General features: G+C 71.1%; 22 protein-coding genes and 1 pseudogene. 7 read left to right on the forward strand and 16 right to left on the reverse strand.

Features of this window, described 5'->3' with window-relative positions; translation table 11 throughout:
- Positions 1-6: 6 nt before the first annotated feature.
- The 5 genes from ABD385_RS26720 to ABD385_RS26740 form a co-directional block, all read right to left on the reverse strand.
- On the reverse strand, positions 7-1,377 hold the full coding sequence (locus ABD385_RS26720) for a dicarboxylate/amino acid:cation symporter (protein ID WP_344580705.1): 1,371 nt from the start codon (positions 1,375-1,377) through the stop codon (positions 7-9).
- A 435-nt stretch (positions 1,378-1,812) separates the two neighbouring features.
- The gene (locus ABD385_RS26725) at positions 1,813-2,100 is read right to left on the reverse strand and encodes a DUF4229 domain-containing protein (RefSeq protein ID WP_344580708.1); all 288 of its coding nucleotides are present in this window, start codon (positions 2,098-2,100) and stop codon (positions 1,813-1,815) included.
- Positions 2,101-2,195: 95 nt separating this feature from the next.
- Complete coding sequence (locus ABD385_RS26730; protein ID WP_344580710.1) at positions 2,196-2,720, reverse strand: GNAT family N-acetyltransferase; 525 nt, start codon at positions 2,718-2,720, stop codon at positions 2,196-2,198.
- A gap of 40 nt (positions 2,721-2,760) precedes the next feature.
- Positions 2,761-3,924, reverse strand: a complete 1,164-nt coding sequence (gene mqnE / locus ABD385_RS26735; RefSeq protein ID WP_344580846.1) for an aminofutalosine synthase MqnE — start codon at positions 3,922-3,924, stop codon at positions 2,761-2,763.
- Positions 3,925-4,103: 179 nt separating this feature from the next.
- The gene (locus ABD385_RS26740) at positions 4,104-4,562 is read right to left on the reverse strand and encodes an Lrp/AsnC family transcriptional regulator (RefSeq protein ID WP_344580713.1); all 459 of its coding nucleotides are present in this window, start codon (positions 4,560-4,562) and stop codon (positions 4,104-4,106) included.
- Positions 4,563-4,687: 125 nt separating this feature from the next.
- Between ABD385_RS26740 and ABD385_RS26745 the strand changes: the two genes are divergently transcribed.
- On the forward strand, positions 4,688-4,822 hold the full coding sequence (locus ABD385_RS26745) for a hypothetical protein (protein ID WP_344580851.1): 135 nt from the start codon (positions 4,688-4,690) through the stop codon (positions 4,820-4,822).
- Here the strand turns inward: ABD385_RS26745 and ABD385_RS26750 are convergent.
- On the reverse strand, positions 4,819-5,568 hold the full coding sequence (locus ABD385_RS26750; RefSeq protein WP_344580717.1) for a UbiX family flavin prenyltransferase: 750 nt from the start codon (positions 5,566-5,568) through the stop codon (positions 4,819-4,821). The two genes, ABD385_RS26745 and ABD385_RS26750, sit on opposite strands and share 4 nt — an antisense overlap.
- Before the next feature lie 110 nt (positions 5,569-5,678).
- Here ABD385_RS26750 and ABD385_RS26755 point away from each other — a divergent pair, with 110 nt between their 5' ends.
- Positions 5,679-6,278 carry a rhomboid family intramembrane serine protease gene (locus tag ABD385_RS26755; protein WP_344580720.1) on the forward strand — a complete coding sequence of 200 codons (600 nt, stop codon included), beginning with the start codon at positions 5,679-5,681 and terminating at the stop codon, positions 6,276-6,278.
- 112 nt (positions 6,279-6,390) lie between these two features.
- Here ABD385_RS26755 and mqnP read toward each other — a convergent pair whose 3' ends face one another.
- Both mqnP and ABD385_RS26765 read right to left on the reverse strand, forming a co-directional pair.
- A complete protein-coding gene (mqnP, locus tag ABD385_RS26760; RefSeq protein WP_344580723.1) occupies positions 6,391-7,293 on the reverse strand; it encodes a menaquinone biosynthesis prenyltransferase MqnP in 903 nt (300 codons plus the stop codon).
- Positions 7,294-7,366: 73 nt separating this feature from the next.
- Positions 7,367-8,821 carry a menaquinone biosynthesis decarboxylase gene (locus tag ABD385_RS26765; RefSeq protein ID WP_344580726.1) on the reverse strand — a complete coding sequence of 485 codons (1,455 nt, stop codon included), beginning with the start codon at positions 8,819-8,821 and terminating at the stop codon, positions 7,367-7,369.
- An 87-nt stretch (positions 8,822-8,908) separates the two neighbouring features.
- Here ABD385_RS26765 and ABD385_RS26770 point away from each other — a divergent pair.
- From ABD385_RS26770 to ABD385_RS26785, 4 genes and pseudogenes are all read left to right on the forward strand, one after another.
- Positions 8,909-9,295: pseudogene (locus ABD385_RS26770) on the forward strand (PLD nuclease N-terminal domain-containing protein); the annotation flags it as partial.
- A 179-nt stretch (positions 9,296-9,474) separates the two neighbouring features.
- Positions 9,475-10,038, forward strand: coding sequence for a nucleoside deaminase (locus tag ABD385_RS26775; protein WP_344580729.1), 564 nt, complete (start codon positions 9,475-9,477; stop codon positions 10,036-10,038).
- 81 nt (positions 10,039-10,119) lie between these two features.
- Complete coding sequence (locus tag ABD385_RS26780) at positions 10,120-10,731, forward strand: DUF4291 domain-containing protein (protein WP_344580731.1); 612 nt, start codon at positions 10,120-10,122, stop codon at positions 10,729-10,731.
- A gap of 430 nt (positions 10,732-11,161) precedes the next feature.
- Positions 11,162-12,589 (forward strand): alkaline phosphatase family protein, encoded by a 1,428-nt coding sequence (locus ABD385_RS26785; RefSeq protein WP_344580734.1) that lies wholly within the window; start codon positions 11,162-11,164, stop codon positions 12,587-12,589.
- 109 nt (positions 12,590-12,698) lie between these two features.
- On the opposite strand, the gene ccsB is transcribed toward ABD385_RS26785, so the two are convergent.
- The 7 genes from ccsB to hemL all read right to left on the reverse strand — a co-directional run bounded on the left by ccsB (position 12,699) and on the right by hemL (position 20,579).
- On the reverse strand, positions 12,699-13,784 hold the full coding sequence (ccsB, locus tag ABD385_RS26790) for a c-type cytochrome biogenesis protein CcsB (RefSeq protein ID WP_344580736.1): 1,086 nt from the start codon (positions 13,782-13,784) through the stop codon (positions 12,699-12,701).
- Entirely contained in the window at positions 13,781-15,622 is a 1,842-nt protein-coding gene (gene resB / locus ABD385_RS26795) for a cytochrome c biogenesis protein ResB (protein ID WP_344580737.1), read from the reverse strand. The genes ccsB and resB overlap by 4 nt, the downstream gene beginning before the upstream one ends.
- Positions 15,623-15,625: 3 nt before the next feature.
- The gene (locus ABD385_RS26800; protein WP_233661132.1) at positions 15,626-16,390 is read right to left on the reverse strand and encodes a cytochrome c biogenesis CcdA family protein; all 765 of its coding nucleotides are present in this window, start codon (positions 16,388-16,390) and stop codon (positions 15,626-15,628) included.
- Positions 16,391-16,394: 4 nt separating this feature from the next.
- Complete coding sequence (locus ABD385_RS26805) at positions 16,395-17,009, reverse strand: TlpA family protein disulfide reductase (RefSeq protein ID WP_344580738.1); 615 nt, start codon at positions 17,007-17,009, stop codon at positions 16,395-16,397.
- A 142-nt stretch (positions 17,010-17,151) separates the two neighbouring features.
- Positions 17,152-18,375, reverse strand: a complete 1,224-nt coding sequence (locus tag ABD385_RS26810) for a polysaccharide deacetylase family protein (protein ID WP_344580739.1) — start codon at positions 18,373-18,375, stop codon at positions 17,152-17,154.
- Positions 18,376-18,522: 147 nt separating this feature from the next.
- Positions 18,523-19,218: a histidine phosphatase family protein gene (locus tag ABD385_RS26815; protein ID WP_344580847.1), complete on the reverse strand. Its 696-nt coding sequence runs from the start codon at positions 19,216-19,218 to the stop codon at positions 18,523-18,525.
- Between the two features lie 35 nt (positions 19,219-19,253).
- Positions 19,254-20,579 (reverse strand): glutamate-1-semialdehyde 2,1-aminomutase, encoded by a 1,326-nt coding sequence (gene hemL, locus ABD385_RS26820; RefSeq protein ID WP_344580740.1) that lies wholly within the window; start codon positions 20,577-20,579, stop codon positions 19,254-19,256.
- A 319-nt stretch (positions 20,580-20,898) separates the two neighbouring features.
- Here hemL and ABD385_RS26825 point away from each other — a divergent pair, with 319 nt between their 5' ends.
- Positions 20,899-21,492 carry a hypothetical protein gene (locus ABD385_RS26825; RefSeq protein ID WP_344580741.1) on the forward strand — a complete coding sequence of 198 codons (594 nt, stop codon included), beginning with the start codon at positions 20,899-20,901 and terminating at the stop codon, positions 21,490-21,492.
- 97 nt (positions 21,493-21,589) lie between these two features.
- On the opposite strand, the gene ABD385_RS26830 is transcribed toward ABD385_RS26825, so the two are convergent.
- Positions 21,590-22,324, reverse strand: coding sequence for an SDR family NAD(P)-dependent oxidoreductase (locus ABD385_RS26830; protein WP_344580848.1), 735 nt, complete (start codon positions 22,322-22,324; stop codon positions 21,590-21,592).
- Positions 22,325-22,467 lie beyond the last annotated feature (143 nt).

A 22,467-nucleotide genomic window follows, 5' to 3' on the forward strand; every position in this document is an offset into this window, starting at 1 on the left:
GTGGCGTCAGGCCGCGGCCGGGGCCGGCTCGCGCTCGGCGGCGGGCCCGGTGGCCTCGGCGTCGGCGCCGGTGTCGCCGATGCTGATGCTGGTCGCACGGGCGTAGGCGTCGCGGTCCAGGATGTTCTCCCGGGCCGAGACCAGGATCGGGATGACGGCCTGGCCGGCCACGTTGGTGGCGGTCCGCATCATGTCCAGGATCGGGTCAATCGCCATGAGCAGGCCGACGCCCTCCAGGGGCAGGCCCAGCGTGGAGAGGGTCAGGGTCAGCATGACCGTGGCGCCGGTGAGGCCGGCGGTGGCGGCGGAGCCGATGACCGAGACGAAGGCGATCAGGACGTAGTCGGCGATGCTCAGGTGCACGTCGAAGATCTGCGCGATGAAGATCGCGGCGATCGCCGGGTAGATCGAGGCGCAGCCGTCCATCTTGGTCGTCGAACCGAACGGCACCGCGAAGGAGGCGTACTCCTTCGGCACGCCGAGGCGCTCGGTGACCTTCTGGGTGACCGGCATGGTGCCGACCGAGGAGCGGGAGACGAAGGCCAGCTGGATGGCGGGCCAGGCGCCGCGGAAGAACTGCAGCGGGTTGACCTTGGCGACGGTGGAGAGCAGCAGCGGGTAGACGACGAAGAGGACCAGCGCGCAGCCGACGTAGATGTCGACGGTGAAGGTCGCGTACTTGCCGATGAGGTTCCAGCCGTAGGTGGCGATGGCGTGGCCGATGAGGCCGACGGTGCCGATCGGGGCCAGGCGGATGACCCACCACAGCGCCTTCTGGAGCAGTTCCAGGGTGGCGCGGCTGAGCTTGAGGACCGGCTCGGCCTTCTCGCCGAGCTGCAGCGCGGCGATGCCGGCGACGGCCGCGATGAAGACGATCTGCAGGACGTTGAGCTCGGTGAACGGCGTGATGACGTCGGTGGGGACGATGCCGGTGAGGAAGTCGATCCAGGAGCCGGTGTGCTGGGGGAGCTTGCCGTCCTTGGGGGTCAGCCCGGTGCCCGCGCCGGGGTGCGTCAGCAGGCCGATGGCCAGGCCGATCGCCACCGCGATGAGCGAGGTGACCATGAACCACAGCAGGGTGCGGGTGGCCAGCCGCGCGGCGTTGTTGACCTGCCGCAGGTTGGTGATCGAGACCAGGATCGCGAAGAACACCAGGGGGGCGACGGCCAGCTTCAGCAGCTGGACGAAGAGGTCGCCGACGTGCTCCAGGGTGGAGCCGAGCCAACCGATGTCGCCGCTCTTGGCGGCCCAGCCGAGCAGCACGCCGAGGACGAGGCCGGCCAGGATCTGCACCCAGAACGGGATCTTGGGTATTCGGGAGGTCTTCGGGCTCTGGGGCGCCCCGGCGGGCGCGGGGGTCTGGGCAGACGTGGACAACGGACACACTCCGGAGACGGGGAAGGCGTGAGGACGCGGGGCGTCGGGAACGGCATGACGTGGCGCCAGGAGGTCCGTACGTACGAGCAGGATCTCCGGCCGCTGGGGGGACGTGTCAGCGGCGGCAACAGGCCGCGGACATACAGCGGCAAAGATCGACGTGCAGGCGCACCACGAGCGGGACGCTCATGGGGTTCGAGGGCGCAGCTGCGGTCTTCATGGCAAGAACGTTAACACTTTAACTTTGAGGAACCCAAAGAAAATCTTTGGGTTGGGGGACAGGGAGGCCGAGCGCCTCGAAACCGGCCGGAAAGCACAAAACGGCGCCCGGTGCAGGGAGTTGGGACTCCGTGCACCGGGCGCCGGGCAGTCGTGGGGGCCGGACCGCGCGTCGACGTGACGCGTCTTACAGTCCGGCGGCGGGACGGGCGGGGCCTACAGCCCGTCCTCCATGCGCTGGTTGGCCACGAGGCGCTCCTTCTGGCGGTCCACCTTGGCCACGATCTGTTCGGACATCGCGTCCCGCTGCTTGCGCAGCAGCACGAAGCTGAGCGGCGCGGAGATCACGATGGCGAGGAGGAGCAGCCAGACGGTGTTGGAGCTGCCGACGCCGAGCGGAATGATCCGGAAGTACGCCAGCACCCACACCACGGCGAAGCTGGCAACGAACAGGCCGATGCGAAGGGCGGTGTAGCGGAGCGTGGCGAACTTGGGGCTACTCACGGTCGGGACCTTCTTCTCAACGGCAACCGAAAGGGTCTCCGTCCAGTCAAGCACAGGACGCTGGGCGATCTTCCGGGCCCCCGGCCGGGGGCGCTTCAGGCCAGGTCCAGCCACATGGTGACGTCGTCGCGGAAGTCGCCGTCGGCGAGCTTGATGGCGCGGGGGGCGCGGCCGATCTCCTGGTAGCCGCAGGACTCGTAGAAGCGGCGCAGGCCGGTGCCGCCGCGGCAGGTGAGGCGCAGGCCGATGATGTCGTCGATGCCGCGGGCCGCGTCGGCGACCGCGGCCATCAGGGCGCGGCCGACGCCCCGGCCCTGGAGGTCCGGGTGGACCATCACGGTGTAGACCCACAGCCAGTGGGTGGACATCCGGTGCCAGTTGAGCGTGAGGAACGCGGTGGCCACGACCCGGCCTCCGGCGTCCCGGCCGATGAGCAGCCGTTCGCGGCCCTCGGTGAGCGCCAGGAGGTGGCGGACGAGGTCGGGGCGGACGTCCTCGGGGGTCACCGGCGGGACCAGGCCGACCGCGCCGCCCGCATTGGCGACGTCCGCCCACAGCGCGCGGATCCCGTCGCGGACTTCCGGGGTGACGGCAGGGTCCAGCTCGAAGCGCACGCTCATGGAGCGGACCCTACCGGGGGCCCATGGGGCCGAAGTGGCGTCAGAGCCGCATCGGCTGCGGGGACTCGCGGCGCTCGGCGTCCGGGCCGGGGTACTCGCGGAGCGTCTCGTAGCGGGTGTTGCGCTCGACGGGGCGGAAGCCGGCGTCGCGGATCAGCTCCAGCAGGTCGTCGCGGGTGAGCTTGTTCGGCGTGCCGTAGTTGTCCGCGTCGTGCGTGATCTTGTACTCGACGACCGAGCCGTCCATGTCGTCCGCGCCGTGCTGGAGCGCGAGCTGGGCGGTCTGCACGCCGTGCATCACCCAGAAGACCTTGACGTGCGGGACGTTGTCGAAGAGCAGCCGGGAGACCGCGAAGGTCTTCAGGGCCTCGGCGCCGCTGGCCATCGTGGTCCGCGCCTGGAGCTTGTTGCGGACCTTGCCGTCCTGCATGTCGACGAAGTCGTGCTGGTAGCGCAGCGGGATGAAGACCTGGAAGCCCCCGGTCTCGTCCTGGAGTTCACGCAGCCGCAGGACGTGGTCGACGCGGTGGCGGGGCTCCTCGATGTGCCCGTAGAGCATCGTGGCAGGGGTCTTGAGGCCCTTTTCGTGGGCGAGGCGGTGGATCCGCGACCAGTCCTCCCAGTGGGTGGCGTGGTCGACGATGTGCTGCCGGACCTCCCAGTCGAAGATCTCGGCGCCGCCGCCGGTCAGCGACTCCAGGCCGGCGTCGATCAGCTCGTCCAGGATCTCGGAGGCGGACAGGCCGGAGATGGTCTCGAAGTGGTGGATCTCGGTGGCGGTGAACGCCTTGAGCGAGACCTCCGGCAGCGCCTTCTTCAGCTCCCGCAGCGAGCGCGGGTAGTAGCGCCACGGCAGGGTCGGGTGCAGGCCGTTGACGATGTGCAGCTCGGTGAGGTTCTCGTTCTCCATCGCCTTGGCGAGGCGGACGGCCTCCTCGATGCGCATCGTGTACGCGTCCTTCTCGCCCGGCTTGCGCTGGAACGAGCAGTACGCGCAGGACGCGGTGCACACGTTGGTCATGTTGAGGTGACGGTTGACGTTGAAGTGGACGACGTCGCCGTTCTTGCGGGTCCGCACCTCGTGGGCGAGACCGCCCAGCCAGGCCAGGTCGTCGGACTCGTAGAGGGCGATTCCGTCCTCGCGGGTCAGCCGTTCGCCGGCGCGGACCTTCGCCTCCAGCTCACGCTTGAGGCCGGCATCCATCGACGCAGTCATCTGGTCGCCTCCCACCATCTCTGTCTGTCACCGGCCGTTTCACGTGAAACGCTGGCCGTTTCCTACGAAAAACGGGCTTCGCCGAGCCTACTCCCCCGGTTCCACGGCGGGCGGCGACCCCTGGGAACTGCCCCGGCGCCGCCGCCCGCCCCCGGTGCGCGCCCGGCTCAGTCGACCTGCTCGGGGAGTTCGCCGACACGGTTCTCCCACTTGGTGGAGAGCACGATCGTGGTCCGCGTACGGGAGACGCCCTTGGTGCCGGACAGCCGCCGGATGGTGCGCTCCAGCCCGTCGACGTCGCCGACCCGCACCTTGAGCATGTAGGAGTCGTCGCCGGCGATGAACCAGCAGTCCTCGATCTCTTCGAGGTCCTTGAGCCGGCGGGCGACGTCCTCGTGGTCGGCGGCGTCCGACAGGGAGATGCCGACCAGTGCGGTGACGCCGAGTCCGAGCGAGGCGGCGTCGACCGTCGCGCGGTATCCGGTGATCACCCCGGCCGCTTCGAGGCGGTTGATCCGGTCCGTGACGCTGGGGCCGGAGAGGCCGACGAGCCGGCCGAGCTCCGCGTACGAGGCCCTGCCGTTCTCGCGAAGTGCCTGGATGAGCTGCCTATCCACCGCGTCCATGCCCTCAAGCCTTCCAATCTTTCCGCGTTTCTGCGTTCTGCATGTAGAATCTAAGGCATACAGGGTCCGAGCCCTGTGATTCATTTAGAATGATCAAGGTCGATCTTTCAACAGGAGTTGTCACCGTGTACTCGATCGAGATGGCCTACGCCCGCATGCGTGAGCTGCAGGACCAGGCCAATCGTTCCCGTGCCGCCCAGCAGCCCGCGACCTCGCGGGCACGACGCCGCCTGGGCCGCGCCGCCGCCAAGAAGCGCTAACGAGCCTTCGGGGCCTCCCTCTTGGAGCCGCCCCCCAGCTCCCCTTCCCACCGCCGGTACAGCCCGTGCGGCACCTGAGCCGCATCGAGCACCCGGCCCGCGACGAAGTCCACCAGATCCTGGATGTGCGTCGCACCCGCGTAGAACGCCGGAGAGGCGGGCAGCACCACGGCGCCCGCCTCGTCCAGCGCCACCAGATGCTTCAGCGTCGGGCCGTTCAGCGGGGTCTCCCGCACCGCGACGACCAGCGGCCGCCGCTCCTTGAGCGTCACGCTCGCCACCCGCTGCAACAAGTCCTTCGACAGTCCCAGCGCCACACCGGCCACGCACGCCGTGCTCGCCGGGACGATCACCATCCCCTTCGCCGGATACGACCCCGACGACGGCCCCGCGGCCAGATCGCCGGCCGGCCAGTAGCGGACCCCCGCCAGCGCCTCCTCGGTCACGGGGAAGGTGTCCGGCTTGCCGTCCGCGCCGCGCGCCAGCCACTCCCGCAGGTCGGTGCGCCAGTGCGCGTCCCGGAAGGCGATCCGGGTCTCGTCCATCAAGGTCAGCCGCGACGCCCGACTGACGACGAGGTCCACCGCCTCCCCGGCCGCGAGCAACCCGCGCAGCACGGAGGCGGCGTACGGCGTCCCGGACGCGCCGGAGACCCCGACGACCCACGGTCGGCGGACCGGGTCCGGCTCGGCGCTGTCGTTGTCGGCGCTGGCGTTCTTGCTGGTGTCGTTGTGCGGCGGCTCCACGGATCGAGCCTATCCGGCGGAACCGTCGGGGCCGTCACGGCCGTTACTACCTGTGCGCCGGCACGCCGCCGGGGAGCCGACCGCAGACGCCGAGAACGAGGGGGCGGAAGATGACACCGCGCACCGCACGGGCCAGACCCGCGCTCCTGCTGATGCTGGGCTGGGTCGCGCTGCTGTGGGTCCTGGAGGGCGTGGACACCCTCAGCGGCAACGCCCTGGACGCCTTCGGCATCCAGCCCCGCGATCCGGCCGAGCTGGTGGACGTGATCCCGGCCGCCTTCCTCCACTTCGGCTTCGGCCATCTGGCCGCCAACACCCTGCCGCTGCTGGTGCTGGGCTTCGTCGCCGCGCTGCGCAGCGGCATCCGGCGGTTCCTGGCCGCGGCCCTGCTGATCATCGTCGTCAGCGGGCTCGGCGTGTGGCTGACCGCCGCGCCGCACAGCAACACCGCGGGCGCCTCCGGCGTGGTCTTCGGGCTCTTCGGCTACCTGCTGGTCCGCGGCTTCATCGAGCGCAAGGCGCTGGACATCGGGATCGGGGTGGGCGTCGCCCTGGTCTACGGCTCGATCCTGTGGGGCGCGCTGCCCACCACCAGCGGGATCAGCTGGCAGGCCCACCTGTTCGGGCTGATCGGCGGGATACTGGCCGCGGTCGTCCTGCGCGAGCGGGGGCAGGCGACGGCCGGGGGCGTGGTCATACCCGGCCGGTAGTACGGCGCAGGGGTACGTACCCGTACCCGTACCTGTGCGGGGGCCTATCCACGGCCGAGCGCCCGGCCGCCCGGCACGGGCCGACCGGCCGGGCGTCAGGGCGACGGGGCGATCAGGGCGTCAGGCCGCGGACGAACAGGTCGAGCAGCGCGCAGACGAACAGCGCGATCCCGATGAAGCTGTTGACCTGGAAGAACGCCCGGTTGAGCCGCGAGGTGTCGTGCGGGCGCACGATCGCGTGCTCGTAGCAGAACGCCACCGCCACGATCACCAGACCGATCCAGAAGAAGACCCCGGCGCCGATCGCGACGCCGTACCACGCCAGCAGCGCGGTGGTGACGACGTGGCACCAGCGGGCGCCCCACAGCGCGCCCGGCACGCCGAAGCGGGCCGGTACGGACAGCACGCCGTTGCGGCGGTCCGCCTCGACGTCCTGGCAGGCGTAGATCAGGTCGAAGCCGCCGATCCAGATGCCGACCGCGAGACCGAGGATCACCGACTCCCACGACCACGAACCGGTGACCGCGAGCCAGGCGCCGACCGGGGCGATCGCCTGGGCCAGGCCCAGGATCGCGTGCGGGAAGTTGGTGAAGCGCTTCCCGTAGGGATAGACGACCATCGGGACCACGGCGACCGGCGCCAGCGCCAGGCACAGCGGGTTGAGCAGCGCGGCCGCGCCCAGGAAAACCACCACCGCGACCAGCGCACCGGTCCAGGCGGAGCGCACCGACACCGCGCCGGTGACCAGTTCGCGCCCGGCCGTGCGCGGGTTACGGGCGTCGATCTCCCGGTCGATGATGCGGTTGGCGGCCATCGCGAAGGTGCGCAGGCCGACCATGGCGACGGTGACGAGCAGCAGCCGGACCCAGTGGACGTTCCCGTCGAGCTGGTGCATCGCGGTGAAGGCCGCGATGTAGGCGAAGGGCAGCGCGAAGACCGAGTGCTCGATGACGACGAGCCGCAGGAAGGCCCGCGTCCTGCCCGGCTGCGGTACCGCGGCGGCGGATGCACTCATGCGGGAACCTCACTGCGCTCGGCCCGGTACGCGCACGGCACGCACCTGTTGATCGTCGGCTCGCCAGGCTCGCTCACAGCCCGTACTCCTTCCAGCGGCGGTCGACCAGCGCCGCGGTCCTCGGGTCCGACTCGACCATGTCCGGCCAGCCGCCGTCGCGGGTGTAGCCCTCCTCGGGCCACTTCCTGGTGGCGTCGATGCCCGCCTTGCCACCCCAGAACTGCTGGTAGGAGGCGTGGTCGAGGTGGTCGACGGGGCCCTCGACGACGGTCAGGTCGCGGGCGTAGTCGGTGTTGCCCAGCGCCCGCCAGGAGACCTCGTGGAGGTCGTGCACGTCGCAGTCCGCGTCGACCACGACGATCAGCTTGGTCAGCGACATCATGTGGGCGCCCCAGATGGCGTGCATGACCTTCTGGGCGTGCTTGGGGTACTTCTTGTCGATCGAGACGATCGCACAGTTGTGGAAGCCGCCGGACTCGGGGAGGTGGTAGTCCACGATGTCCGGCACGATGATCTTCAGGAGCGGGAGGAAGAACCGCTCGGTGGCCCGGCCCAGCGGCCCGTCCTCGGTCGGCGGGCGGCCCACCACGATCGACTGGAGCAGCGGACGCTTCCGCATCGTCACGCAGTCGATCTTCAGCGCCGGGAAGGGCTCCTGCGGCGTGTAGAAGCCGGTGTGGTCGCCGAACGGGCCCTCCGGCAGCATCTCGCCGGGCTCCAACCAGCCCTCGATGACGACCTCGGCGTGCGCCGGGACCTGGAGCGGGACGGTCTTGCAGTCCACCATCTCGATCCGCTTGCCCTGGAGGAAGCCGGCGAAGAGGTACTCGTCGATGTCGCCGGGCAGCGGCGCGGTCGAGGCGTAGGTCACCGCCGGCGGGCAGCCGAAGGCGATGGCGACCGGCAGCCGCTCGCCGCGCCGGGCGGCGACCTGGTAGTGGTTGCGGCTGTCCTTGTGGATCTGCCAGTGCATCCCGATGGTGCGCGCGTCGTGGCGCTGGAGGCGGTAGAGGCCGAGGTTGCGGACGCCGGTCTCGGGGTGCTTGGTGTGGGTCAGGCCGAGGTTGAAGAAGGACCCGCCGTCCTTGGGCCAGGTGAACAGCGCGGGCAGCTTCTCCAGGTCGACGTCGTCGCCGGTGAGCACGACCTCCTGGACGGGCGCCTCGCCCTTGACCTTCTTCGGCGGGACGTGCGTCATGTTGGCGAGCTTGCCGAACGCCTCGCGCACGCCGACGAAGCCGTGCGGGAGTTCGGGCTTGAGCAGCCCGCCGATCTTGCCGCTGATGTCCTCGTACGCCGTGAGGCCGAGCGCCTTCAACAGGCGGCGGTCGGTGCCGTAGACGTTCATGGCCAGCGGCATCGACGAGCCCTTGACGTTCTCGAAGAGCAGCGCCGGCCCGCCGGCCTTCTGCACCCGGTCCACGATCTCGCCGACCTCCAGGTGCGGGTCGACCTCGGCCTTGATGCGCGTCAGGTCGCCCTCGCGCTCCAGGGCCCGCAGCAGGGAGCGCAGATCGTCGTAAGCCATGCGCTCCAGTATCCGGTACGCACTACCCTGTACGGGTCACGGGGCCCCGCCGAGGGCCCGCACGCACGCGCTGGGGGACCATCCGCAATGCTCAGGTATCTGCCGTTCCTCCTCGTGTTGGCACTGTGGATCTACGCCTTCATCGACTGCATCAACACCCCCGAGTCGCAGGTGCGCGGCCTGCCCAAGGTGGTGTGGGTGCTGATCATCCTGCTGTTCGGCGAGGTGCTGATCGGGCCGATCGCCTGGCTGGTGGCCGGCAAGCAGCGGCAGCCGGCGGCCGGCGGCGGTGGCACGCCCGCCGAGCGGCGCCGCAACCGCGGCGCGACGTGGGTGGCACCGGACGACAACCCCGAGTTCCTGCGGTCCCTGCGCGAGGAGAACACGAAGGACGAGGCGCTGCTGAAGGACTGGGAGGCCGATCTGCGGCGCCGCGAGGAGGAACTGCGGCGCAAGGAGACCGGGTCCGCCGACGGCGGGACCGGCACCGGCGGACGCGGCTCCGACGGCGGCGACGGGACGAACGGCAAGGGGAGCAAGGGCGGCGGCAAGGACCCCGAGGACACCCCGCCCGCCGCGTCCTGAGCGCACCGCACGGCCGTTAGGCCCAGCCCGCGTTGCCGCGTCCCGGCCGGGCGGGGAGAGTGACCGGCATGGACCAGGCACCGGATCCCGACCCGACGCGCCAGTGGGGGCAGGACCGCGACGCCGTCCGCCGCTACGGCCGCGTCGACGGTCACGACGACCCGTGCGGGCACCCCGACCACCTCCAGGAGCAGGCCCGGGCCATGCTCGCCACGGCGGTCGCCGAGGCGCGGGCGGGGCTCGCCGAGGGCGGCATCCCGGTCGGGGCGGCGCTCTTCGGCCCGGACGGCGCGCTGCTGGGCCGCGGCCACAACCGCCGCGTCCAGGACGGCGATCCGGCACTGCACGCCGAGGTCGCCGCGTTCCGGGCGGCCGGGCGGCAGCCCGGTTACCGCGGCACGACGCTGGTCACCACGCTCTCGCCGTGCTGGCTGTGCAGCGGGCTGGTCCGGCAGTTCGGCATCTCCCGGGTGGTCATCGGCGAGGCCCGGACGTTCCACGGCGGCCACGACTGGCTGGCCCGGCACGGCGTGCGGATCGTCCTGCTGGACGACCCTCAGTGCGCGGCGATGATGCGGGACTTCATCGGGGCGCGGCCGGAGCTGTGGCAGGAGGACATCGGCGGCGGCTGAGGCCGCGCGAGCGCCGCGCACCCCGGGCCGGGGCCCGTAATCCGGTGGCCGGCGCCACCCGGCCACCGGCAGGATGCCGCCATGAGCACCAGCACCACCGCCGCCCGTGAGCCGTCCTGCCGCGTCCGGGCGCTGCACACCGCGGACACCGTCACCGTCTACCAGGCGTACGCGCCGGCACTGGGCCTGCCCGCCGCCCGCGACGGACGGTTCCCGGCCGCCTGGAAGCGCGACCGGATGACGTGGATCAAGCCGTCGTTCCTGTGGATGATGTACCGCTGCGGCTGGGCCACCAAGGCCGACCAGGAGACGGTGCTGGCCGTGGAGATCACCCGCGCGGGCTTCGACCTGGCGCTGGGCCGGGCCTGCCTGTCGCACTACGTCCCCGGGCTGCACCCGGACCGCGCCGCCTGGCAGCGCGCGCTGCGCCGCGCGCCGGCCCGGGTCCAGTGGGACCCCGAGCGCGATCTGCACCTGCGGCCGCTGCCGCACCGCTCCCTCCAGCTCGGGCTGTCGGGCGCGTTGGCCCGGGCGTACGCGGACGAGTGGACCGTGGCCGTCCGCGACGTGACGCCGCTGGCCCGGAAGGTGCGGGCGCTGGTGCGCGCGGGCGACGACCGGGCCGCCCGGGAGCTGCTGCCCGACGAGCGTCCCTACCCCGCACCGGAGGCGGCCCTGGCGCGGCTGCGCTGACGCCCGACGGCCACTTCCGGCCGCCCCCGGACCGCCCGGACCGCCTTGCTCCACCGCGCGGGGCTCCGCTAGCGTGCGCCGGCCTTCCCTCGAGGCCGCGGCCGACGCCCTCCGGTCCCCCGTCCGCGAGCGGGTGGAGTCCGCCAGGAGAGTGGCCCCGCTCGGCAGCCCGTGCCCGGCACCCGGGGGAACTCGGGGCGTAAGCGGCGTGTCCCCGTCAATCGCCACAAAGGCGTAGCCGGGGTGGTGCGCAAGCGGTCGGGCGCTGCTTCGGGTGACGTACGAGGCGTAGGGCCGGTCGGCCAACTCTGGTCCGTTCATGGCCATTTGACTCAGCGTTCAGCAACCTCCCCCTGCCCGGGAAACTGCGCCGCCGCCACAGTCGGGACGGCCCACCGAGAGCTTCCGCGACTCAGGGAGAGTGGCACATATGCCGAATATGACCCGACGCAGACTCCTCGGCTCGGCGGCCGGGGCGATCGGCGGCACCGCTGCGCTGTCGTTGCTGCCGCCCAGCGTCCAGAAGGCCGTCGCCGCCGGCCCGCCGCGGCACGGCACCCTGCGCGACATCGAACACGTGGTCCTGCTGATGCAGGAGAACCGTTCTTTCGATCACTACTTCGGCACCCTGCGCGGCGTCCGCGGCTTCAACGACCCGGACGCGCTCACCCTCTCCACCGGCCGGTCCGTCTTCTACCAGCCCGACCCGGAGAACCCCGACGGCTACCTGCTGCCGTTCCGCCTCGACACCCACACCTCCAGCGCCCAGGCCATCCCCTCCACCAGCCACGCCTGGTCGGTCCAGCACGAGGCGTGGAACGGCGGCCGGATGGACCGCTGGCTGCCCGCGCACCGCAAGGCCGACGGCGTCAACGGCCCGTACGTGATGGGCTACCACACTCGCGCGGACATCCCCTTCCAGTTCGCCCTCGCCGAGGCGTTCACCCTCTGCGACAACTACTTCTGCTCGGTCTTCGGCCCCACCTGGCCCAACCGGCTGTACTGGATGACCGGCACCCTCGACCCGGGCGGCACCCTCGGCGGCCCGGTCCTCAACAACACCGCGCCCCAGCCGTACCGCTGGACGACGTACGCGGAGCGGTTGGAGGCGGCCGGCGTCAGCTGGAAGGTGTACCAGGAGGAGGACGACTACGGCTGCAACCTGCTGGAGCAGTTCCAGACGTTCCGGGACGCCAAGCCGGGCAGCCCACTGTACGAGAAGGGGGTGCGGCCGGGGCCGGCCGGCGCCTTCGAGGAGGACGCCCGCAACGACCGGCTGCCGGCGGTCTCCTGGATCATCCCCACCAGCTACCAGTCGGAGCACCCGGACTACCTGCCGGCCGCCGGCGCCGACTTCGTGGCCAAGAAGATCGAGGCGATCGCCGCCAACCCCAAGGTGTGGGCCAAGACGGCCTTCATCCTGAACTACGACGAGAACGACGGCCTCTTCGACCACGTGCCGCCGCCGGTGCCGCCGGCCGGGACCAAGGACGAGTTCGTCCGCGGGCTGCCGATCGGGGCCGGGTTCCGGGTGCCGTGCCTGATCGTCTCGCCCTGGACGGTGGGGGGCTGGGCGGCCGGCGACGCCTTCGACCACACCTCGGTGCTGCAGTTCCTGGAGCGGTTCACCGGCGTGACGGAGCCCAACATCACCGACTGGCGACGGGCCTCGTTCGGCGACCTGACGTCGGCGTTCGGCTTCCGTTCGCCGGCGCACCACCCGCCCCGGCTGCCGCGGGACACCGCCGAGAAGCTGGCCGAGGCGCAGTGGGAGGTGGCGCACCTGCCCAAGCCGACGCTGCCGGGGGCGGACCAGAAGCCGCCGCGGCAGGAGCACGGCGGGCGCAAGCGGCGCTGACCCGCCGCCGCGGCTCCCCCCGGACGCACGACGGTGCCGTACGGACTGGCCTCGCGAGCGAGGCCCTGGGTCCGTACGGCACCGGGGTGTTGCGGGTGGGGCGGGTGCGTCAGACGCCGGCGTAGGAGTGCAGGCCGGTGACGAAGATGTTCACGCCGTAGTAGTTGAAGAGGTAGCAGGCGAAGGCGATCAGGCCCAGCCACGCGGCCTTGCGGCCCTTCCAGCCGACGGTCGCGCGGGCGTGCAGGTAGCAGGCGTACGCGACCCAGGTGATGAAGGACCAGACCTCCTTGGGGTCCCAGCCCCAGTAGCGGCCCCAGGCGGCTTCGGCCCAGATGGCGCCCGCGATGATGGTGAACGTCCACAGCGGGAAGACGGTGGCGTTGACGCGGTAGGCGAACTTGTCGAGCGAGGCGGCCGAGGGCAGCCGCTCCAGCACCGAGGTGGCGAAGGCGCCGGGCTGCGGGCCGTCCGGGTCGGCGAGCTTGGCCTCGTAGCGGTCGCGGAAGAGGAAGAGCAGGGTGGCGACCGCACCGAGGTAGAGCACCGCGCCGGAGATGATCGCGCAGGAGACGTGGATCCACAGCCAGTAGGAGTGCAGCGCGGGCACCAGCTGGTCGCTGGCGGTGTACAGGACGCTGACGGCCAGGCCCAGGGTCAGCAGGACGCTGGTGACCAGCGGCAGGCCGATCCACCGGACGTTCTTCTTCAGCACCAGCAGGAGCAGGTAGACGCCCACCGCGACCCCGGCGAAGGTCGTGGAGAACTCGTACATGTTGCCCCAGGGGGCGCGCTGCACGGACAGGGCGCGGGTGACGATGCCGGCGACGTGCAGGGCCCAGGCCAGGACGGACAGCGAGATCGCGATCCGGCCGTAGAGGTCGCCCTTCTCGGTGCCACCGTGCGCGCCGGGGCCGTCCGGGACGTCCCGGCTGCCGGTCACGGAGCGGGTGACGACCTTGGGCCGCTCCAGGACGGCGGTGCCGCCCTTCTGCGCGGTCCGGACGAGCGGGGCGGCCGGCGCGGCGGCCTCGCTGGTCAGTGCGGCGGCGGTCCGGCCGACCTTGCTGCGGCTGCCGAACACCCACTCGGCCATGTGGGCGAGGAAGGCGAGGGTGTAGACGGCCATCGCCGAATACACCAACACATTGCTGTTGTGAGCCAGTGTCTCGTTGGCTGCGGCAGCGAGATTCACGCGCGCGCTCCTTCGGAGGGATCAGCAGGATCGGCAGAGTCGGTAGGCTCCGTCGGTTCTTCGGCGGACGGGGCGGAGGCGTCCGCGGTGTCCGGGGAGGGCGCGGCGGCGAGCGGGGCGCTGGTCGTCAGCGCGGCCGCGAGGGCGGCGAGTTCCTCGGCCAGCCGGGACGATTCGCTGCGCCCGAGGCCGGCCATCTCGACCACCGTGCCGCCGCCCGCGCCGCCGTCGGCGGGCCGCTCCGCGCGGACCCAGACGCGGCGCCGCTGGATGAACAGCGAGCCGGCGAGGCCGAGCAGGGCGCCGACGGCGCCGGTCAGGGCGAGGCCGTTGCCGGGCTGGTGGGCGATCTTGAAGCTGGCCCAGGTCTTGATGCCCTCGAAGGTGATGGAGCCGGCGCCGTTCGGGAGCGTCATCGTGGACTCGGCGTCGAGCTGCTGGGGGGTCAGCTCGGCACCGGCGTGGCCGAGCATCTTTGCCGCCTGGTCCTTGGGCAGCAGCATCTTCTTGAAGATGTCGCCGCTGGCGTCCTTGTACTGCTTCAGCCGCTTGGTGTCGAGCTGGTAGACGTTCTGCGGCAGGCCGGAGTCCAGGCCGAGGTCGCCGTGCCAGGCGTTGACCGACAGGACGGGGAAGTCCGGCGCGGGGAACTGGGAGAACATCGAACCGGAGTTCTTGCCGCCGAAGGTCGGGACGAACAGCGCCTGGAAGCCGAGCTGGTTGCGCTGGCCGTCCTTGGTCTGTGCGCCCGGGACCTTCACCACGCCGGAGGAGGTGAAGTTCTTCGGGTCCTGCGGGAGGAACGGCACCGCACCGTGGTAGACGACCTTGCCGCGGGCGTCCTTGACGGTGACGACCGGCGCGTAGCCGTGGGAGAGCAGGTAGACCTTGTTGCCGGCGATTTCGAGCGGGGTGTTCACCTCGATCGACTTCTTGTGGGGCGTGCCGTCCGCGCCGGTGAAGTAGGTGATGTTGGCGCGGAAGGTGCGGGGGGTGCCCTTCTGCGGGCCGGTCCGCTCGTAGGTCGCGTCGAACGAGTTCATGGTGAACCCGAACGGCTCCATGGTGTCGGTGTCGAAGAACGGGCCGGAGGTGAAGTCGTCGTACTGGGTGAGGCTGTTGGAGAAGCCGTCGCCCTCGGTGACCAGCTTGCCGCCCTCGGACTTCCACAGGCCGCCGACGGCGAACGCCACCAGCATCACGATCAGCGCGACGTGGAAGAGCAGGTTGCCGGCCTCGCGCAGGTAGCCCTTCTCGGAGGCGACCGAGGTGTCCTCCCGGCGGACCCGGAAGCGCCGCTTCTTCAGCAGCCGCTCGGCCGCCGCGAGGACCTCCTCGGGCGCCGCCTCGGTGCGCCAGGTGGTGTACGCGGGCAGCCGGGTCAGGCGGCGGGGGGCCACCGGCGGGCGGCCGCGGAGCTGGCCGATGAACTGCCAGGCGCGCGGCACGATGCAGCCGATCAGCGAGATGAACAGCAGCAGGTAGATCGCCGAGAACCAGACCGAGCTGTAGACGTGGAACATCCCCAGCTTGTCGTAGACCTCGCCGAGGGTCTCGTGCTTGGTCTTGAACGCGTCGACCTTGACCGGGTCGATGCTGGTCTGCGGGATCAGCGAACCGGGGATCGCCCCGATGGACAGCAGGAAGAGCAGCAGCAGCGCCACCCGCATCGAGGTCAGCTGCCGCCAGAACCAGCGCGCCCAGCCGATCGGTCCGAGGGAGGGGAGGGAGACGTCCTCCTTGGGGGCGGTCGAGAGCTGGGATCCGGCAGTGCCGAGATCACCGCCCCGGTCGGCGGCGGCGCCCGGCTCGTCCGTGGTGTCGGTCTTGGTGGACATCAATCAGATCCCAACGGTGATGCTTTGCGTCCAGCTCTGTAGCTGGGACATCAGGATGTCCCAGACGCCTGTGAGGAGGAGGACGCCGAGGGCGATCATCATGCCGCCGCCGGCCCTCATCACCCAGACGTAGTGCCGCTTGACCCAGCCGAAGGCCCCGAGGACCCGGCGGAAGGCGAGGGCCACCGCGATGAACGGCAGCCCCAGGCCCAGGCAGTACGCCACGGTGAGCAACGCGCCGCGGCCGGCGCTGGCGTCGTAGAAGGAGAGGGTGTTGACGGCGGTGAGGGTGGGGCCCAGGCAGGGCGTCCAGCCGACGCCGAAGAGGACGCCGAGCAGCGGCGCGCCGGCCAGGCCCATCGCGGGCTTCCGGTGGAATCGCAGCTCGCGCTGGCCGAACCGCTTCAGGACGCCGGCGAAGGCCAGTCCGAGCAGGATCATCAGCACGCCCAGGACGCGCGAGATGACGTCCTTGTAGTCCTGGAGGGTCTTGCCGAAGAAGCCGAAGAGGGCGCCGCCGGAGACGAAGACGGCGGTGAAGCCGAGGACGAAGAGGAAGGCACCGGCCAGCATCCGCCCGCGCCGGGCCTCGGCGAGGTCGGTGCCGGTGACCCCGGTGACGTACGACATGTAGCCGGGGACGAGGGGCAGCACGCAGGGCGAGAAGAACGAGACCAGGCCGGCGACGAGGGCGACCGGGACGGCCGCGATCAGGGCACCGGTGAGGATGGTCTGGTTCTCCGCGGCGTTGGCGGCGAGCGCGATCACGCGATCACTTCTCGGCGATCAGCGGGTCGACCATCTTGCGCAGGTCGTCCTCGGCGAGCGGGCCGATCGAGCGCGCGGCGATCCGCCCCTGCCGGTCGAGGGCGATCGTGGACGGGATGGACTGCGGGTTGAGGCTGCCCTTGGGGAAGCGCAGCATCAGCTTCCCGGTGGGGTCGTACAGGCTCGGGTAGGGCACCTTGTGCTGTTCTTCGAACTCGGTGGCCTGCGACTTCTCGGCGTCGCGGGTGTTGATCCCGATGAACTGGACGCCCTTGTCCTTGTCCTCGTTCGCGACCTTGGCGAAGTTGGGGGCCTCGGCGATGCAGGGGCCGCACCACGAGCCCCAGACGTTGATGATGACGACCTTGCCCTTGTAGGCGGCCACGTCCAGCTTCTTGCCGGTGGTGGTCTCCCCGGACAGGTCGGGGGCCGACTGTCGCTCGTCGGGCTTGACGGTGTCGACGCCGTTCTTGCCCTGGACGAACCGGGTCTGCGCCGAGCCGCCGGAGGCACCGTCGCCGCAGGCGCTCAGCGTCAGCGAGGCGGCCGCCGCTCCCGCGGCGAACAGGGCGAGACGACGGCGACTGGTGAGGCGGCGGGGGGCGCGGCTGTCACTCATGTGAAAAGTTTCGCATGGGCCATTTGCGGATCTTCCGCGCCCCCCTCGCCCCGCCGCACTGTTGACGAAGCGCCATGTCAGACCGTACGGAACGAGAGCTTCCGGCGCGTCACCGGGGGTCTGCCGGGGACGCCGGGGCCGCTCAGGCCGTCGCGGAGAGGTACGACTTCCAGCCGCCGGCCGGCCGCTGACCGACGCCCAGTTGTTGGAGCTTGCGGACGACGCCGGGGTCCTGGACGTCGAGCCAATCGGTGAACTGGCGGAAGGAGACCAGCCGGACGTCCTTGTTCCGCTCGTCCGCGACGTGCTTGAGCGCCTCTTCCACGGCGTCCATGTAGATGCCGCCGTTCCACTGCTCGAAGTGGTTGCCGATGAAGAACGGCGCGCGGTTGGTCTCGTAGGCCCGCTGGAAACCGGAGATGTACGCCTCGGCGGCCTGCTTGCGCCAGCCCGGGTAGTTGGCCGGCGGGGCCTTGGTGGAGTTCTTCGACTGGTTGGCCAGGATGTTGTAGTCCATCGAGAGCACCTCGAAGGAGTGACCGGGGAACGGTATCTGCTGGAGCGGGAAGTCCCATATGCCCTGCTTCTTGCGGGGCCACATCTGCAGGCCGCCCGGCGAGCTGGCGTCGTAGCGCCAGCCCAGTTCGCGGGCGGTGGGCAGCAGGTTCTCCTGGCCGAGCAGGCAGGGCGTCCGACCGCCGACGAGTTCCTTGCCGTAGTCGAAGGGCAGCGGGTCGGCGTCGGCGAGTCCGGTGTGCGTCTTCCACTTCGTGACGAAGCCCATGGCCTGGTCTATCTCGGACTTCCACTGGGCGGGCGTCCAGTGCGCCACGCTGCCCCGGCCGGAGCAGAAGTGGCCGTTGAAGTGGGTGCCTATCTCGTGCCCGTCGAACCACGCCTGCCGGACGTTGTCGAGGGTCTCCCGTATGTGCGCGTCGCTGAGGTAGCCGATGTCGGAGGCGCCGGGACGGTTGTTCGGCGGGAGGTAGAGGCGCTTCTTGTCCTCGGGCAGGAGGTACAGCCCGGAGAGGAAGAAGGTCATGGCCGCGCCGTGGTCCTTGGCGAGCTTGCGGAACCGGGGGAAGAGGCCGTTACCGACCTCTCCCGCCCCGTCCCACGAGAAGATCACGAACTGCGGCGGGGTCTGCCCCGCCTCCAGCCGCTCGGGCGCGCCGGGCTGGTGGGGCTGCTTGCCGTAGTGGGCGGTCGAGCCGTCACCTATGAGCTTGGGGCGGGCCGGTGCCGCGTTCTTGACCCGCTGCCCCTCCCCGCCGTCCTGGCCCGAGGCGGAGCACCCGGCGACACCCAGAGCCGCGGCCGCCCCGACCCCCATCCCGAGCAGACTCCGCCGATTCATCGCGCCCATAGCGTCGTTCCCCATCCGTGCTCACCGAACTCGATATCCATATAAACGGACATCTTTATAGAGGGCATGCCGGACGGTGAGGTTCCGTGCTATTGGGTCACATCTTGCATTTCCGGCGAATTTGACATTCCGCCATGTGAGGGTGCATCAAGCGCCGAAGGCCTTGGACTTGCCCTTCGTGGGTTTGGCACCGGCCAGCAGGTGGGAGGGAACCAGGTCGCGCGCCGGCTCGCTGTACCCCACCGAGATGATCTTGTCACCGTGGAAGGTGAACGAGGTCAGCGAGGCCAGGGTGCACTGCCGCTTGCGCGGGTCGTGCCACAGCCGCCGCCGCTCGGCGAAGCTCCGCACGATCCAGATCGGCAGCTGGTGGCTGACCGCGACCGCCTCGTGCCCGCGGGCCGCGTCCCGGGCCGCGCCGAGCGCCGCCATCATCCGGACGACCTGCTCCAGGTACGGCTCGCCCCACGAGGGCCGGAACGGGTTGGTCAGGTACTTCCAGTTGCCCGGCTTCTTCAGCGCACCGTCCCCCACCCCGAAGGTCTTGCCCTCGAAGACGTTGGCCGCCTCGATCAGCCGCGGGTCGGTGGCGATCTCCAGACCGTGCGCCCCGGCGATCGGCGCGGCGGTCTCCTGCGCGCGCTCCAGCGGCGAGGCCACCACGTGCGTGACGTCCCGCTCCGCGAGGTGCTCGGCGACCTGGTCGGCCATCTTCCGCCCCAGGTCGGAGAGGTGGTAGCCGGGCCGGCGCCCGTAGAGCACGCCCTCGGGGTTGTGGACCTCGCCGTGCCGCATCAGGTGCACCACGGTGATCTCGTCGCCGCCCTGCTCGCCGTCGCCCATCGCGCCCGCCGTGCGGTCCGTCCCGCTCGTGCCGGTCATGCGGTGGCCTCCGCCGCGGCCCGGGCGGCGGCCGGCAGCGCGGCGGCGATCCGCTCGACGGCCGCGTCGTCGTGCGCGGTCGAGACGAACCACGACTCGAACGCGGACGGCGGGAGGTAGACGCCCTGCGCCAGCATCGAGTGGAAGAAGGCGGTGAAGCGGAACGACTCCTGCGTCTTGGCCTTCTCGTAGTCCGTCACCTCGGCGTCCGTGAAGAACACCGAGAACATGTTCCCGGCGACCTGGAGCCGGTGCGCCACGCCCTCCTTGGCCAGCGCCGCGGTGAGAAGCCCGCGGACCTCCGCGGAGACCGCGTCGACCTTCGCGTACGCGGCGTCGTCCAGCAGCCGCAGCTGCGCGACACCGGCGGCGGTGGCGATCGGGTTCCCGGAGAGCGTGCCCGCCTGGTAGACCGGCCCGGCCGGAGCGAGGTGCGCCATGACGTCCGCGCGCCCGCCGAACGCCGCGGCCGGGAAGCCGCCGCCCATGACCTTGCCGAACGTCATCAGGTCCGGACGGACCCCGTCGATGCCGTACCAGCCGGCCTTGCTGACCCGGAAGCCGGTCATGACCTCGTCGGAGACGTACAGCGCGCCGTTTTGCGAACACAGGTCCGCGAGGCCCTGGTTGAAGCCCGGCAGCGGCGGGACGACGCCCATGTTGCCCGGCGACGCCTCGGTGATCACGCAGGCGATCTCGCCCTCGTGCGCGGCGAACGCGGCGCGCACGGCGGCCAGGTCGTTGTACGGCAGCACGATCGTGTCGCCGGCCTGCGCGCCGGTCACCCCGGGGGTGTCCGGCAGCCCGAACGTCGCGACGCCCGAACCGGCCGCGGCCAGCAGCGCGTCCACGTGCCCGTGGTAGCAACCGGCGAACTTGACCACCTTGGCGCGGCCGGTGAAGCCGCGCGCCAGCCGGATCGCCGACATCGTCGCCTCGGTGCCGCTGGAGACCAGCCGCACCTGCTCGACCGGCGCGATCCGCGCCACGATCTCCTCGGCCAGCTCGACCTCGCCGGCACCGGGCGTCCCGAAGGACGTCCCGCGGGCGACCGCGTCCTGGACCGCGGCGATCACCTCGGGGTGCGAGTGGCCGAGGATCATCGGCCCCCACGAACACACCAGGTCGACGTATTCCCGGCCATCGGCATCAGTGAGGTATGGACCGGTACCGGACACCATGAACCGGGGCGTACCACCCACGGCTCGGAACGCCCGCACCGGAGAATTCACGCCGCCCGGCGTCACCACGGACGCACGGTCGAACAGCGACTGCGAAACAGGGGCTTCATACGGAAAAGACACTGTGATCCTGACCTGCATATACGGGGGGGGAGGGCGGCGGCGCACGGACACGGCCCGGCTGACAGCAGTACGGGAACCACCCCGCGGACCACCCGGTCCGTCGACGCGATTCCCCTTCATTCCCTCTTGGTTTCTTTTTCGTTCCTCTCGCTCGCGACCGGGCCCCAGACCCCGCGCGTCTGCAAAACTGGGGCGTCGTACGAGTGGGTCACGCAAGCAATGGTCTCAGAGGCGCACGGGGGCGTGCGGCCGGGCGTTTCATGCGCCGGTGACGGGGGAGGTCTCTGAGACGATGATCGGGTTGCGCGGCTGGGGCTGCGAGTGGTCGGGTGGAGATATGCATCGCGGTGGCGAACTGGGCGAGGGAACCAATGACCGGGGTCCCGAGCGCGCCCAGCGCGGCCGTCACCGACGCGACGGCGCCGAGAGAACCGGCGACGACCGGCACGAGGCCACCGAAAGCATTACGGGCGGGGACAACAAGGGCGGCCGCATGGGGGTGACGTACAAGTACTTCGGCGCACCCAACGGCGCCACGGCCGCCCGGGTCCCGATCTCCATGCGTCCCGAGGAACTCGGCGGTGACGAGCTCGGCATGGGCGGCATGTTCACCAAGATCAAGCCGGAGACGATGGCCGCCATGGTCCTCACCGGTATAGAGGGCATACCGCTGCACAAGGTTCCCCCGCTGGAGCTGGTCGTCCTCCACCCCGACTACGCCGTCGTCAAACTGCCCATGACCGTCGTCGACCCGCTGCGCGGCGTCGGCGAGGAGTCCGTCGGCGCGGCCGCCTTCATCTGGTCCACGGTCCCCGACCGCGGCGGCCCGCAGGACGCCTTCAGCGTCTACCGGCTCCTCCACGAGTGGCAGGACTTCTCCCACCGCCTGCACGAGGCGGGACACCAGGCGTACTGCCTGGTCTGGCCGTAACGGGACCGGGCGAGCGGGGCGACCCGGCCGGTGCCGGGGTCGTCCGCGGCCGTGGGGGACGTCGTCGGGGCACGGGCGCAGCGCCGTGCCGGCGCCGTCACCAGGTGGGGCGGGCCGAGACGCCGCCGTCCACCACGAGATCGTGCCCGGTGATCCAGGAGGCCATCGGCGAGGCGAGGAAGACGCAGGCGTCGCCGACGTCCTCGGCGCGCCCCAACCTCCCGGTGGGCGCGGCCCGTTGCCAGCGGTGCACCCCCTCCGGCCAGTCCTCGGCCAGCCCGGGCCGCTCGATCAGGCCCGGCGAGACGGTGTTCACGCGGATCCCGTAGGGCCCGTACTCCAGCGCCGCGGCCCGGGCGTGCATCACCACCGCCGCCTTCGCCGCGCAGTAGTGGGCGTGCCCCGGTGCCGGACGGTCCGCCTCGATCGAGGCGATGTGCGTGACCGATCCCCCGCCGGCCGCGCGCAGCACCGGCACCGCCGCCTGGGTGCAGGCGAAGACGCTGTGGACGGTGGGATCGGTGACCGCCCGCCAGTCGGCGAGCGACATCCCGGCGAGGTCCTGGACGGGCTGCACCCCGGCGTTGTTGACCAGGCCGGTCAGCCGCCCCCGCCACGCCGCGGCCTCCGCCACCAGCCGCCGGCACTCCTCCTCCACGCCCAGCTCCGCGTGGAGCGCCAGCGCGCTGCCACCGCCCCGCTCGATCTGCCCGACCAGCTCGCGCGCGGCAGCACCGCCCGCCCGGTAGTGCACCACCACCGCCGCCCCGGCGGCGGCGAACCGCAGCGCGATGCCCCGACCGATCCCGCCCGACGCCCCGGTGACGAGCACGACGTGATCGGTGAGGTCGGGGAGGTCTGGGAGGTCGGCGCGGGTCCTGCGGTCCGCGCGGGCGGGATTCGTCGCGCCCGTCGCGCCCGTCGCGCCCGTCGCGCCCGTCGCGCCCGTCGCGCCCGTCGCGCCCGTCGCGCCCG

It is taken from the genome of Streptomyces lunalinharesii (assembly GCF_039532155.1).
In the GTDB taxonomy this organism is placed as follows: domain Bacteria; phylum Actinomycetota; class Actinomycetes; order Streptomycetales; family Streptomycetaceae; genus Streptomyces; species Streptomyces lunalinharesii.